General features: G+C 71.7%; 12 protein-coding genes. 6 read left to right on the forward strand and 6 right to left on the reverse strand.

Annotated elements, in window-relative coordinates; translation table 11 throughout:
- Positions 1-76: 76 nt before the first annotated feature.
- On the reverse strand, positions 77-1,186 hold the full coding sequence (locus tag K7862_RS02920) for a mechanosensitive ion channel family protein (protein ID WP_222960163.1): 1,110 nt from the start codon (positions 1,184-1,186) through the stop codon (positions 77-79).
- 77 nt (positions 1,187-1,263) lie between these two features.
- Here K7862_RS02920 and K7862_RS02925 point away from each other — a divergent pair, with 77 nt between their 5' ends.
- Complete coding sequence (locus tag K7862_RS02925; protein WP_222960165.1) at positions 1,264-1,836, forward strand: dienelactone hydrolase family protein; 573 nt, start codon at positions 1,264-1,266, stop codon at positions 1,834-1,836.
- Here K7862_RS02925 and K7862_RS02930 read toward each other — a convergent pair.
- Both K7862_RS02930 and K7862_RS02935 read right to left on the reverse strand, forming a co-directional pair.
- Positions 1,826-2,623, reverse strand: a complete 798-nt coding sequence (locus tag K7862_RS02930) for a thioredoxin domain-containing protein (protein ID WP_222960168.1) — start codon at positions 2,621-2,623, stop codon at positions 1,826-1,828. The genes K7862_RS02925 and K7862_RS02930 overlap by 11 nt on opposite strands.
- Before the next feature lie 45 nt (positions 2,624-2,668).
- Positions 2,669-3,340, reverse strand: coding sequence for a hypothetical protein (locus tag K7862_RS02935; protein WP_222960171.1), 672 nt, complete (start codon positions 3,338-3,340; stop codon positions 2,669-2,671).
- Positions 3,341-3,499: 159 nt separating this feature from the next.
- Here K7862_RS02935 and dnaE point away from each other — a divergent pair, with 159 nt between their 5' ends.
- On the forward strand, positions 3,500-7,051 hold the full coding sequence (gene dnaE, locus K7862_RS02940; RefSeq protein ID WP_222960173.1) for a DNA polymerase III subunit alpha: 3,552 nt from the start codon (positions 3,500-3,502) through the stop codon (positions 7,049-7,051).
- 66 nt (positions 7,052-7,117) lie between these two features.
- Here dnaE and K7862_RS02945 read toward each other — a convergent pair whose 3' ends face one another.
- On the reverse strand, positions 7,118-7,288 hold the full coding sequence (locus K7862_RS02945; RefSeq protein ID WP_222960175.1) for a hypothetical protein: 171 nt from the start codon (positions 7,286-7,288) through the stop codon (positions 7,118-7,120).
- Between the two features lie 236 nt (positions 7,289-7,524).
- Between K7862_RS02945 and K7862_RS02950 the strand changes: the two genes are divergently transcribed.
- From K7862_RS02950 to K7862_RS02965, 4 genes are all read left to right on the forward strand, one after another.
- Positions 7,525-8,742, forward strand: a complete 1,218-nt coding sequence (locus K7862_RS02950; RefSeq protein WP_222960177.1) for an NYN domain-containing protein — start codon at positions 7,525-7,527, stop codon at positions 8,740-8,742.
- A 270-nt stretch (positions 8,743-9,012) separates the two neighbouring features.
- Positions 9,013-10,065, forward strand: a complete 1,053-nt coding sequence (locus K7862_RS02955) for an ABC transporter ATP-binding protein (protein ID WP_372461486.1) — start codon at positions 9,013-9,015, stop codon at positions 10,063-10,065.
- Positions 10,062-10,871, forward strand: a complete 810-nt coding sequence (locus K7862_RS02960) for an ABC transporter permease (RefSeq protein WP_222960182.1) — start codon at positions 10,062-10,064, stop codon at positions 10,869-10,871. The genes K7862_RS02955 and K7862_RS02960 overlap by 4 nt, the downstream gene beginning before the upstream one ends.
- 46 nt (positions 10,872-10,917) lie before the next feature.
- Positions 10,918-11,559 (forward strand): ABC transporter permease, encoded by a 642-nt coding sequence (locus K7862_RS02965; RefSeq protein WP_308011815.1) that lies wholly within the window; start codon positions 10,918-10,920, stop codon positions 11,557-11,559.
- Between the two features lie 23 nt (positions 11,560-11,582).
- Here the strand turns inward: K7862_RS02965 and ybaK are convergent, their stop codons facing one another.
- Complete coding sequence (gene ybaK, locus K7862_RS02970; protein ID WP_222960184.1) at positions 11,583-12,080, reverse strand: Cys-tRNA(Pro) deacylase; 498 nt, start codon at positions 12,078-12,080, stop codon at positions 11,583-11,585.
- A gap of 52 nt (positions 12,081-12,132) precedes the next feature.
- Positions 12,133-12,849 carry an LON peptidase substrate-binding domain-containing protein gene (locus tag K7862_RS02975; RefSeq protein ID WP_222960186.1) on the reverse strand — a complete coding sequence of 239 codons (717 nt, stop codon included), beginning with the start codon at positions 12,847-12,849 and terminating at the stop codon, positions 12,133-12,135.
- Positions 12,850-12,942 lie beyond the last annotated feature (93 nt).

Here is a 12,942-nt window from a genome sequence, read left to right on the forward strand (position 1 = left end):
GGTGCCGGGGGACACCCGGTGCCTCACCGCCGGAGGGGGCGCCCGCAGCGCGGCCCCGGAGGCCGTCGCCCGGACCTCAGCGCGCGCCCGGGCCCGGCCCGAGGTCCTTGGCGTCCGGCATCGGCGCCGCGTCGCGCTCCGCGCCCTCGTGCAGGACGCCGGGCGCCGGGGCCGTGGCGATCCGCGGCAGCGCGTAGGGGTGCTCGACCCGCAGCCAGTCGATGAGCTGCTCGCGGACGATGCAGCGCAGGTTGAAGATGTCGCTGGAGTCCTTGGCGGTCAGCAGCGCGCGCAGCTGCATGGTGGTGGGCGTGGTGTCGATGACCACCAGGCCCCAGGCCCGGTGGTCCCACTCGGTGGTCTGCTCCAGGATCTCCAGCAGCCGCTTGCGCATGAGGTCCACCGGCGCCGCGTGGTCGAGGTGGAAGAAGACCGTGCCGGTCATCCGCGGGTCGCCGCGCGACCAGTTCTCGAACGGCTTGCTGGTGAAGTACGACACCGGCATGGTGATCCGCCGCTCGTCCCAGGTGCGCACGCTCAGATAGGTCAGCGTGATCTCCTCGACCTCGCCCCACTCGCCGTCCACCACGACGGTGTCGCCGATGCGCACCATGTCGCCGAAGGCGATCTGCAGCCCGGCGAACAGGTTGCTCAGCGTGGACTGCGCGGCCACACCGGCGACGATGCCGATGAGGCCCGCCGAGGCCAGCACCGACGCGCCCACCGTGCGCATCTCGGGGAACGTGAACAGCATCGACGCGACCGCGATCACCCCGATGACCGCGGTCAGCACCCGCTGGATCAGCGTCAGTTGGGTGCGCAGCCGGCGTATCTTCGGCACGCTCCTGGAGGTCGCCGCGTAGCGGGCGTACGAGGCGTCGATGATCGCGGCGGCCACCCGCACCACCAGCCAGGACGACGCGGCGATCAGCGCCAGGGTGAGTCCCTGCCCGACCGCGGTCGGGTGGCCGTGGGAGACGTGCGCCGCCGGATAGGAGCCCCGCAGCATCGCCGTGCACAGCACCACCTGCAGCGGCAGCCGGCAGCGCCGCAGCAGGCCCCACAGGGGGGTCTCCGGGTGCCGCGCGTCCACCGAGCGCAGGAAGCGGTCGACCACATAGCCCACCGCCAGTGTCAGCAGGACCGCGGACCCCAGTACGACGACCGGCCGCAGTGCGCTTTCCATGCCACCTCTCCCTCACGGGTCGTGTCGGTTCCACCTGGCACGATGGTCGCGTACCCGACCCCAGAGAGGGCAGCCCTGTGACGATCGTCCTGTTCCACTCCATGTACGGGCTGCGGCCCGCCGTGCTCGACGCCGCCGGCCGGCTGCGTGACGCGGGTCACGAGGTCCACACCCCGGACCTCTTCGACGGCCGGACCGCCGAGGGCGCCGAGGAGGGCATGCGCATCAAGGACGAGATCGGCCGCGAGGAGCTGCTGCGCCGGGCGGTGGCCGCGGCGGCGCCGTACTCCGACCGGGGCCTGGTGTACGCCGGGTTCTCGCTCGGCGGGTCGATCGCGCAGAACCTCGCGCTCGGCGACGAGCGGGCCCGCGGGCTGCTGCTCCTGCACGGCACGTCGGACATCGCCGACGACGCGGCCACCGACATCCCCGTCCAGCTGCACGTCGCCGACCCCGACCCGTTCGAGCCGGACGACTGGCTGAACGCCTGGTACCTGCGGATGCGCAAGGCCGGGGCCGACGTGGAGGTGCACCGCTACCGCGGTGCCGGGCACCTCTACACCGACCCCGGCCTGCCGGACTACGACGCGGAGGCCTCGTCGCGGACCTGGGCGATCGCGCTCGACTTCCTGGAGTCGGTCACTTCTTGACGTTGGCCTCGATCGAGGACATCACCTGGGCCGAGGGCACGCCCGCGACCTGGATGTCCTTGTCGTTCATCTTGACCGTCGGGGTCGAGTTGACGCCGCTGTCGTCGAACGACTTGCTCATCGTCAGCGCCCACTTGTCGAAGGTGCCGTTCTTCACCGCGTCGGAGAACTTGGCGTTGTTCTTCAGCGCGGGGATCTTCTGCGCCACCTGGATCAGGTGGTCGGCGTTGTTGAAGTCGTCCTTCTTCTCGTCCGGGTGGACGGCCTTCGAGTAGAGCAGCGTGTGGTACTGCTCGAAGGCGTCCACCGAGACGTTCAGCGCCGCGCCCAGCGCGCTCAGCGCCTTCTTCGAACCCGAGCCGCCCTGGCCCGCGTCGAGGAAGGTGCCGAACGTGTACTGGATGCGGTACTTGCCGTCCTTGGCGCCCTGCAGCACCGCGGCGCCGGACTCCTGCTCGTAGGCCGCGCAGATCGGGCAGCGCATGTCCTCGAACTCGTGCAGGGTGTTCTTGTTGTTCTTGTCGCCGATGATCAGCGTCGTGCCGTCGGTGCCGTCGGTGTTGGCCGGCTTGACGAGCGTCTTCTTGGCGGCGGCCGACCAGTAGCTGGGCTTGTTGGCCTGGTTGACGGCGACGGCGACGCCGCCGGCAACGGCCAGCACCGCGACGATGCCGACGCCGACGAAGACCTGGCGGCGCACCTTCGCGCGCTTGGCCTCCTTCTCGCGCTGGGCGCGCAGCCGCTCGCGGGCGGCTGCCTTGCTGGCCTTGCTGTTCCTGCTGCTCATGACTCAGTCTCCGGGGTACGCGTGGTGGGGGACGTGCTCGTGCGGTCAGGCGGCGAGCGGCGCGGGGGGACCCCGGCGGACCACGGCGTGCAGCAAGGACCGGGCGGCCGGTCCGGGGGAGACGTGCGCCGCGGCCGGGCGGACCCGGCGCGGCAGCAGGCGGACGCGGTGGGCGGCCACCGCGACCAGCAGCGGGCGGAAGGCCGCGGCGCCGGCGGCCCGCAGCATCCGCTGCAGCGCCTTCTCGCCGCGCCGCAGCCACCACGAGGCGAGCAGGCCCACCGAGACGTGGGCGGCCAGCAGCAGCCACGGCAGGGTCGCCGACGGCATCTGCGCGGCGGCCGACGGCCCGGACACACCGGGAAGCCGGGTGCCTGCCTCGCCGCCGTGGCAGATCACGGCATTGTGGAAGGAGCGCCAGGAGCCGGTGACCGGACCGCCGGACGGCCCGTAGCAGAGCTGCTGACCGGAGGTGAACCAGGTGTCCACAGCCAGTTCGAGCGGCACCATCAGGGCCGCGATCAGCCGGAAACCGCACTCGCGGCGGCCGGCGACCAGGTAGGCCACGGCGAGAACGGCCGCGAACGCGACGGCCACCGCCGGCAACGGCAGCGGCTCGTGGGACAGCAGCACATGGGAGGTGGAGGAGAGGGTGACGCAGAGCGCGGCGAAGAGGGCAGCACGAAGCAGCCCCAGCCGCGGTCGTATCTCCTCCATGGCGACCGAGTGTGCCATGCGCGGGCGTATGTGTGACCTAAAGACCGGGTAACGGCCGGTGGCCCGTCGGCGTCCGGCTGTCGTACCCGGGTCGTAGAGTTGCCATCACCGTCATCAGCCCGCCAGATCCGACCGCGCCTGCCGGAGGTGTCGCTCCCCGTGACCGACCAGCCCTTCACTCACCTGCACGTCCACACCCAGTACTCGCTGCTGGACGGCGCCGCGAGGCTGAAGGACATGTTCAAGGCGTGCAACGAGATGGAGATGACCCACGTCGCCATCACCGACCACGGGAACCTGCACGGCGCCTACGACTTCTTCCACCAGGCGAAGGCGGCCGGCGTCACCCCCGTGATGGGCATCGAGGCGTATCTGGCGCCCGAGTCCCGGCGGTACGCCAAGCCCGTCAAGTGGGGTGCCCCGCACCAGAAGAACGACGACATCTCCGGTGCCGGCGCCTACACCCACATGACGATCTGGGCCCGGAACAAGACGGGCCTGCACAACCTCTTCCGCGCCCAGTCCCGCGCCTCCTTCGAGGGCTTCTTCCGCAAGCCCCGGATGGACCGCGAGCTGCTCAGCGAGTACGCCGAGGGCCTGATGGGCACCACCGGCTGCCCGTCCGGCGAGGTCTCCACCCGGATCCGGCTGGGGCAGATGGACGAGGCGATCAAGGCCGCCGCCGAGTACCAGGACATCTTCGGCAAGGAGAACTTCTTCGTCGAGATCATGGACCACGGCATCGACATCGACCGCCGGGCCCGTGACGGGCTGATGGAGATCTCCCGGAAGCTCAAGGCGCCGTTCGTCGTCACCAACGACTCGCACTACACGTACGCGGAGGAGGCCTCCGCGCACGACACCCTGCTGTGCATCCAGACCGGCTCCAACATGTCCGACCCGGACCGGTTCAAGTTCGACGGCTCCGGCTACTACCTGAAGTCCGCCGCCGAGATGTACGCGATCGACTCCTCCGACGCCTGGCAGGAGGGCTGCCGCAACACGCAGCTGCTGATCGCCGACCGGGTCGACACCGAGGGCATGTTCCAGTTCAAGAACCTGATGCCCAAGTTCGACGTGCCCGAGGGCTACGACGAGGTCTCCTGGTTCCGCGAGGAGGTCGCCCGCGGCATGGCCCGGCGCTTCCCCGGCGGCATCCCCGAGGACCGGCAGAAGCTCGCCGAGTACGAGATGGACACCATCGTCCAGATGGGGTTCCCCGGCTACTTCCTCGTCGTCGCCGACTTCATCATGTGGGCGAAGAACAACGGCATCGCGGTGGGTCCGGGCCGCGGCTCGGCGGCCGGCTCGATCGTCGCCTACGCGATGGGCATCACCGACCTCGACCCGGTCCCGCACGGCCTGATCTTCGAGCGCTTCCTCAACCCCGAGCGCATCTCCATGCCCGACGTCGACATCGACTTCGACGAGCGCAGGCGCGGCGAGGTCATCCGGTACGTCACCGAGAAGTACGGCTCCGACAAGGTCGCGCAGATCGCCACCTACGGCACCATCAAGGCCAAGGCCGCGATCAAGGACTCGGCCCGCGTGCTGGGCTACCCGTTCTCCATGGGCGACCGGATCACCAAGGCGATGCCGGCCGACGTGCTCGGCAAGGGCATCCCGCTCTCCGGCATCACCGACAAGGACCACCCGCGGTACAGCGAGGCCGCCGAGGTCCGGGCGATGTACGAGAACGAGCCGGACGTCACCAAGGTGATCGACTCGGCCAAGGGCATCGAGGGCCTGGTGCGCCAGATGGGCGTGCACGCGGCCGGCGTGATCATGTCGTCCGAGTCGCTCATCGACCACGTGCCGATCTTCTCGCCGAAGAACGACGGCGCGGTCGTCACGCAGTGGGACTACCCGAGCTGCGAGTCGCTCGGCCTGCTCAAGATGGACTTCCTGGGCCTGCGCAACCTGACGATCATGGACGACGCGGTCAAGTCGATCAAGGCCAACAAGGGCATCGACATCGACCTGCTGAGCCTGCCGCTGGACGACCCCAACACCTACGCACTGCTCAGCCGCGGTGACACCCTGGGCGTCTTCCAGTTCGACGGCGGCCCCATGCGGTCCCTGCTGCGCATGATGAAGCCCGACAACTTCGAGGACATCTCCGCCGTCTCGGCCCTGTACCGGCCGGGCCCGATGGGCATGAACTCGCACATCAACTACGCGCTGCGGAAGAACAAGCAGCAGGACATCACCCCGATCCACCCCGAGCTGGAAGCGCCGCTCAAAGAGGTCCTGGACATCACCTACGGCCTCATCGTGTACCAGGAGCAGGTGCAGAAGGCCGCCCAGGTGCTCGCCGGGTACTCGCTCGGCCAGGCCGACCTGCTGCGCCGGGCGATGGGCAAGAAGAAGAAGGAGGTCCTCGACAAGGAGTTCATCCCGTTCCAGGCGGGCATGCGGGAACGCGGCTACTCCGACGAGGCCATCCAGTCGGTGTGGGACGTGCTGGTCCCGTTCGCCGGCTACGCCTTCAACAAGGCGCACTCCGCGGCCTACGGCCTGGTGTCGTACTGGACCGCGTACCTGAAGGCGAACTACCCGGCCGAGTACATGGCCGGCCTGCTCACCTCGGTGAAGGACGACAAGGACAAGATGGCGCTCTATCTCAACGAGTGCCGCCGAATGGGCATCAAGGTGCTGCCCCCGGACGTCAACGAGTCCAACGCCAACTTCACCCCGAGCGGAGACGACACGATCGTCTTCGGCCTCACCGCCGTGCGCAACGTCGGCTCGAACGTGGTGGAGTCCATCGTCAAGTGCCGTAGGTCCAAGGGCCGTTACGGCTCGTTCCCGGACTTCCTCGACAAGGTCGAGGTGGTGGTGTGCAACAAGCGCACCGTCGAGTCGCTGATCAAGGCCGGCGCCTTCGACGAGATGCAGCACACCCGGCGCGGTCTGACCGAGCACTTCGAGTCGATGATCGACAACGTGGTGCAGGTCAAGCGCAAGGAGGCCGAGGGCCAGTTCGACCTCTTCGGCGGGATGGGCGACGAGGGCGACGACTCCCCGGCCTTCGGCATGGACGTGGTCTTCTCCGACATCGAGTGGGACAAGACGTATCTGCTCGCCCAGGAACGCGAGATGCTCGGACTGTATGTGTCCGATCACCCGCTGTTCGGCATCGAGCACATCCTCAACGACAAGACGGACGCCTCCATCGCGGCGCTGGCCGGCGACTACTCGGACGGCGCGATCGTCACCATCGGCGGCATCATCTCGGGCCTGCAGCGCAAGATGACCAAGCAGGGCAACGCGTGGGCGATCGCCACCGTCGAGGACCTGGCCGGCTCGGTGGACTGCATGTTCTTCCCGGCCACCTACCAGTTGGTGTCCACCCAACTCGTCGAGGACGCCGTGGTGTTCGTCAAGGGCCGGCTGGACAAGCGGGAGGACGTGCCGCGGCTGGTCGCGATGGAACTGATGGTGCCCGACCTGACGGACGTGGGCGCCAACGCCCCGGTGGTGCTGTCGATCCCGACGGTCAAGGTCACGCCGCCGCTGGTGGCCAGGCTCGGTGAGGTGCTGGACAGCCACAAGGGCAACACCGAGGTCCGGGTGCGGCTCCAGGGCGCCCGCAGCACCACGGTGCTGCGGCTGGACCGGCACCGGGTCACCGCGGACCCGTCGCTGTTCGGCGACCTCAAGGCCCTGCTGGGACCGGCCTGTCTGGGCGCGGGCCAGCAGGCGGGCTGAACACGAGCGCGGGGGCGCCCCCGAAGGGGCACCCCCGCGTGTGTGAGAAGTGCGGGTGCGGCGCGATCAGTTGTGGCCGAACCTCTTCTGCTGCTTGCGCGAGACCTGCGTCGAGGCCGGCATGCCGTGCTCCTCGGTCATCGTCGCGGAGTGCGTGGGCTCCTGGCCCTCCATGGCCGGGTTGGGCCGCTGGTCGTGCTGCTCGCGCTGACGGTTCTGGTTCTTGTTCTTAGCCACGATCGTGCCTTCCTAGTGTGGGGATTGTTGGCCGATGGGCCGCCATCAGATTTGCACGTGAGTACAAAGCGCGCATTTCGGGCAGTTGACCGGTGAGAGCGCTGCGTGACCACGACGACCGCCACGCCGAAGATCGGCTTCGCGGCCATAACGCCCGGGAATTCGGGCAGACTCGGGGGAAATCTCAGGCAGAGCCCTGGATGAACTCGCCGGGGGGCGACCGGAAGAGGTGCGACATGGATCGCTGCGTCGTCCTGGTGGACGCCGGATACCTGCTGGGTGCAGCGGCCAGCCTGCTGGCGGGTGAGCCCTCCCGGTCCTCGATCGTGGTGGATCATGCCGCCGTGGTCGCTGGCCTGCGCGAACGCGCCGAATTGGAGACCGGCCGGCCGCTGCTGCGGATCTACTGGTTCGACGGAGCGCCCGACCGGGTTCCGCAACCCGAGCACCGCCGGCTGCGGGTCATGCCCCGGGTGACGGTCCGCCTCGGCGCTCTCACCCGGACGGACGGCCGCTGGGCGCAGAAGGGCGTCGACGCTGCTATGCACGCCGAGCTGTCCGAGCTCGCCCGCAACCGCGCCTGCTCCGACGTGGTCCTGGTCACCGGGGACGGCGATCTGCTGCCCGGCATGATGTCCGCCAAGGAGCACGGCGTCGCGGTCCACCTGTGGGCCGTGCAGGCCGCCGACGGCGACTACAACCAGTCCGAGGACCTGGTCGCCGAGGCCGACGAGCGCCGCGTGCTGGACCGGGAGTGGATCACCGCGGCCATCCGCGCCCGCGACACCAGCGGGTTCTGCCCGCCGGTCGGGCCGCGGCCGGAGTTCGGCCCGGAGATCGCCGCGATCCTCGCCGCGCCGCTGCCCGAGTCCGCCCTGCCGCCCCGGCAGCCCGAGACCGCGCCCGCGCCGCCCGAGGCCCCGCACCCGGCCAAGAACGGCTCCGAGCCCCATCCGCCGCAGCACGCCCGGGGCGTGCCCACCCCCAAGGACCTGGCCGACCTCGGCCGGACCCACACCGCCCCCGCCCAGCACCCCGTGCCCAACGCCACCCTGCGCTGGTCGTCCGAGAAGGGCTGGGCCGACCGCGGCTCCGACCAGGCCGACACCAGCGGACTGCCGACCCTGGCCCAGCTCACCAGCGCCGAGCAGCGCTGGGCCGACCGCGAGGCCGACATCACCGCGGTCAGCGGCGACCCCTACGAGGTGGGCCAGGTCTTCGCCCGCCGCTGGATCGCCCGGGTCACCGACTCCGGGCAGCGCCAGCAACTCGCCGGCCACTACCCGCGGGTCCCGCACCGCATCGACGGCGAGCTGCTGCGGTACGCCGCCCGTTTCGGGCTGCTGGCCCACAAGGACGACCAGATCGACGAGCACGACCGCTACGCGATCCGCGCGGGCTTCTGGCGCGAGTTCGGCATCCGCGGCTCCGCGGCGGCGGCCGCGCAGGACTGAGGCCCGCCGCCGGCAGGGTGCGGAGCTGCGGCCGCCGCCCGCCGGGTGCCGCCGCCCGGCGCCAGGCGACCCCCGGCCGCACAGCGCGTACGCCCGCCGTCGTACAGCGCCGCACGCCGGCCTCGGCCACGGCCGCGCAGGCCCGAACGGCCCGCCCAGGGAAGGCGCCCCGGGGCCGAACCGGGCCGATCCGGGCCGATCCGGACGGAGCCGCCGTGCCGGGCCCCCCGTTTGGCCCACCGGCGGCCGTTACGCGTACTCTCGATGTTCGTGAGTACGGGCACGGAGGAGACGGCGGCCCCCACGGTCGCCACCGCCCGCGATGCGGTGTGCACCGTGCGCGGTCTCGTCAGGACGTACCCGTCCGGCCGCGGCTCCCGGCTGCCCGCCCTGCGCCGCCGCGCTCCCGGCGACACCCCGCCGCCCATCCGGGCCAACGACGGCATCGACCTGGACGTCCACCGCGGCGAGCTCTTCGGCATCCTCGGCCCCAACGGCGCCGGCAAGACCACCCTGGTCCGGCAGCTCACCGGACTGCTGCGCCCCGACGCGGGCAGCATCGAACTGCTCGGCCACGACCTCGTGCGCCACCCCGACCGGGCCGCCCGGCTGATCGGCTACCTCGGCCAGGAGTCCACCGCGCTGGACGAGCTGACGGTGGCGCTCGCGGTGGAGACCACCGCCCGGCTGCGTGGCCTGGACGTGCCCGCTGCCCGTGCCGCCCGGGACGCCGTCCTCGACGAGCTGGACCTGGCCCCGCTGGCCGGCCGGCCCCTCAAGCGCCTCTCCGGCGGCCAGCGGCGGCTCGCCTGCTTCGCCACCGCCCTCGTGGGCGAACGTTCCGTCCTCGTCCTCGACGAGCCCACCACCGGCATGGACCCGGTCGCCCGGCGCGCCGTGTGGGCCGCGGTCGACCGGCGCAGGACCGCCCACGGCACCACCGTGCTGCTGGTCACCCACAACGTCATCGAGGCGGAGACGGTGCTCGACCGCGTCGCCGTCCTGGACCACGGACGCGTCATCGCCTGCGACACGCCCGCCGCGCTGCGCGCCCTCGTGGCCGACGAGGTCCGGCTGGACCTCGTCTGGCGCTACGAGGCGCCGCTGGCCGTGCCCGCGGTCGCCGTGCTGGAGCCGCTCGCCGAGATCTCCGGCCGCCGCTGGACCCTGCGGCTGCCCCAGGACCGGGCCAGGGCCGCGGTGGCCGACATCACCGGCGGACCCGCGTTCGCCGCCCTCGACGACTTCACCCTGGCCGTGCCCAGCCTGGAGGACGTCTACCTGGCGCTCGGCGGGCGCGGCACGGGACTGGTGAAGGCATGAGCGTCGTCACACAGACGAGCCCCGAGCGGGCCGCCGCCGCGGCACCCCTGGCGCCTCGCGCCGGGCTGTGGCCCTCCCTGGCCGCCGTCTACCGCGCCCAGCTCTCCCGGGCCCGGGTCGCCCGCATCCCGCTGCTGTTCGTGGCCACCTTCCAGTCCGTCGGGATCATGGTCATGATGCGCGGCGTGGTCCACGCGGGTGACGGCGAGGCCGCCCGCTCGGTCGTCGCCGGTTCCAGCGTGCTGGTCGTCGCGTTCGTGGCGCTCAACCTGCTCGCCCAGTACTTCGGGCAGCTACGGGCGTCTGGCGGCCTGGACCACTACGCGACGCTGCCGGTGCCCCCCGCGTCCGTGGTGCTGGGCACCGCGGCCGCGTACGCGTCGTTCACCGTGCCCGGCACCCTGGTGACCGCGCTCACCGGATGCGTGCTGTTCCATCTCACGGTCTCCGGGCTTTGGGTGCTGCTCCTGGTCATCCCGCTCGCCGGGGCCGCGCTGTCGGGCCTCGGCGCCGCGCTGGGCCTGCTCGCGCCACGGCTGGAGATCGCCACCCTGCTCGGGCAGCTCGGCATGTCCGCGGCGCTGCTGCTCGGCGTGCTGCCCCCCTCGCACATGCCGGCGCCGGTCGGCTGGGTCCGGGACGTGCTGCCGTCCACGTACGGCGTGGAGGCCTTCGCACGGACGCTCGGCGGCCCGGGGGCCACCCACTGGCCGGCCGTCGCCGGCGACCTGTCCGTGTGCGCCGCCGTCGGCGTGCTCTCCCTGGCGCTCGCCACCCGCGCCTACCGCAGGGCCGCCTGCCGGTGACGCGGACGATGACGCGATTGACAGGCAGACCTGGCACGATGGGCAGGTGACCGCACCCCTGACTCCCCACGAGAACCCGCACTTCCCGCCGTACCCCGCCGACGGGTCCGGCGGAACCGGAGCCGAGAAGGAGTCCCCGCGGACCGAGATCGCCCGGGGCGTGCTGATCGCGCTGCTGGTCGCCGTCTGCGGTGTGGTGCTCGGGCTGCTCTGGCTGTGGCTGGCGCCGCGCATCCCCATGGTGTCCGACGGCCAGGCCGTCTACCTCAAGGACACCGAGGGGGAGGAGGCGATCGGCGCCGACGGCTGGTTCGCGCTGCTCGCCGCGGTGCTCGGGGTGGTGACCGCCGCCCTGGTCTTCTGGCGGTTCCGGCGCGGGGGCGTCGCGGTCGTCCTCGGGCTCGCCGTGGGCGGTGTGGCGGCCTCGGTGATCGGCTGGCGGGTCGGCGTGTGGCTCGGACCGCCGACGGACATCGTCGCCCACGCCAAGGCGGTCGGGCCCAAGAAGGTCTTCGACGGGCCGCTGGAGCTGCGGGCCAAGAGCGCCCTGGTGGCGTGGCCGGCCGCGGCGATGCTGGTCCATCTCTGCCTGACCTCGGCGTTCGGGCCGCGCGACCCCGAGCCCGTCCCCCCGCCCGCCGCGGGGCCCTGGGGCCCGCCGCCCCCGCCGCCGCCCGTGGCCCACTGATCGCCGGATCGGCCTGCTGAGCCTCAGCGCCGGGCGATCGGCGCACTGGTCGCGGAGGTCAGGCGGGTCAGCAGACCGGGGGCCAGCTCCACCTCCAGGCCGCGGCGGCCCGCCGAGACGAAGACCGTCTCGAAGCCCTCCGCGGACGCGTCGATCACGGTGGGCAGCGCCTTGCGCTGGCCGAGCGGGGAGATCCCGCCGAGCACATAGCCCGTGGTGCGCTCGGCCGCCGCCGGGTCGGCCATGGCCGCCTTTTTGCCGCCCGCAGCGGCCGCGAGGGCCTTCAGATCGAGGGTGGCGGAGACCGGCACCACCGCCACGGTCAGCGCGCCGTCGACCTCGGCCACCAGCGTCTTGAAGACCCGGTCGGGCGACGTGCCCATCGCCGCGGCCGCCTCCAGGCCGTAGGACAGCTCCGAGGCGGGGTCGTGCGCGTAGGAGTGCACGGTGAAGGCCGCGCCGGCCTTCTCCAGGGCGACGGTGGCCGGGGTGCCGCCGCCCGATCGGGACTTCTTCGCCATGCCGACTCGACCGGCCCCTTCAGATCGCGTTCGGTTCGCCTGCAGGTCGCGTTCAGTTGGCGCAGACCGGCTGCTGGATGAGCTCCACCGCCGGGAGCGACGGCAGCTTGTCGATGATGCTGGTCTCGTGGCGCAGCAGCCGCAGCTCCGAGGTGAGCCGGGAGGCCGCGTCCGGCGCCTCCAGCAGCCGCTGCTTCTCGGGCGTCGCGGCGATCACCGCGGCCGCGATCAGATAGGACAGCACCGTCGGGTCGTCGGGGAACTCCTGGCCGGCCAGCGACCGCTCGCGGGCGCCCGCGAGCCGCTTCTGGTAGGCGCCGAAAACCCGGACGACCTCGGGGACCAGGGCGCCCGCGCCCTCGCCGGGAGCGTCCGGCACCTCTTCGATCTCCGCGGTCAGATACGGGCCCGAGGCGTCCACGGACATCAGCCGGAACCGCATGATGCCGGTCGCGACCAGCTCGTAGCCGCCGCCCTCCTGCTCGGCGATCCCCGCCGCGTCGGCGACGCAGCCGTAGCCGTACAGGGCGTCCATCGGGTCGTCGCCCAGCCCCGCCAGGGGACCGGTGTCCAGTCCGTCCTGGCCGGTGGGCGAGACCTCATGGCCGTGCCGGATCGCCACCACGGCGAACCGGCGCGGCGTGCTCTCCGGCAGGGCCAGCAGATCCCCGACGAGGGCGCGGTACCGCTCCTCGAAGACGTTCAGCGGCAGCACCAGCCCCGGGAACAGCGCCGAACTGAGCGGGAACAGCGGAAGGCGATCGGTCACAGTGAGCCAGGGTACGGGCAGCGTGCCCCCCTTCGTCACCCACTGTGCGCACGAGGGACCGTCTGTCCGGCGGGGAGGCCGCCAGGTCAGGCC

It is taken from the genome of Actinacidiphila acidipaludis (genome assembly GCF_019890725.1).
GTDB classification, from domain to species: domain Bacteria; phylum Actinomycetota; class Actinomycetes; order Streptomycetales; family Streptomycetaceae; genus Actinacidiphila; species Actinacidiphila acidipaludis.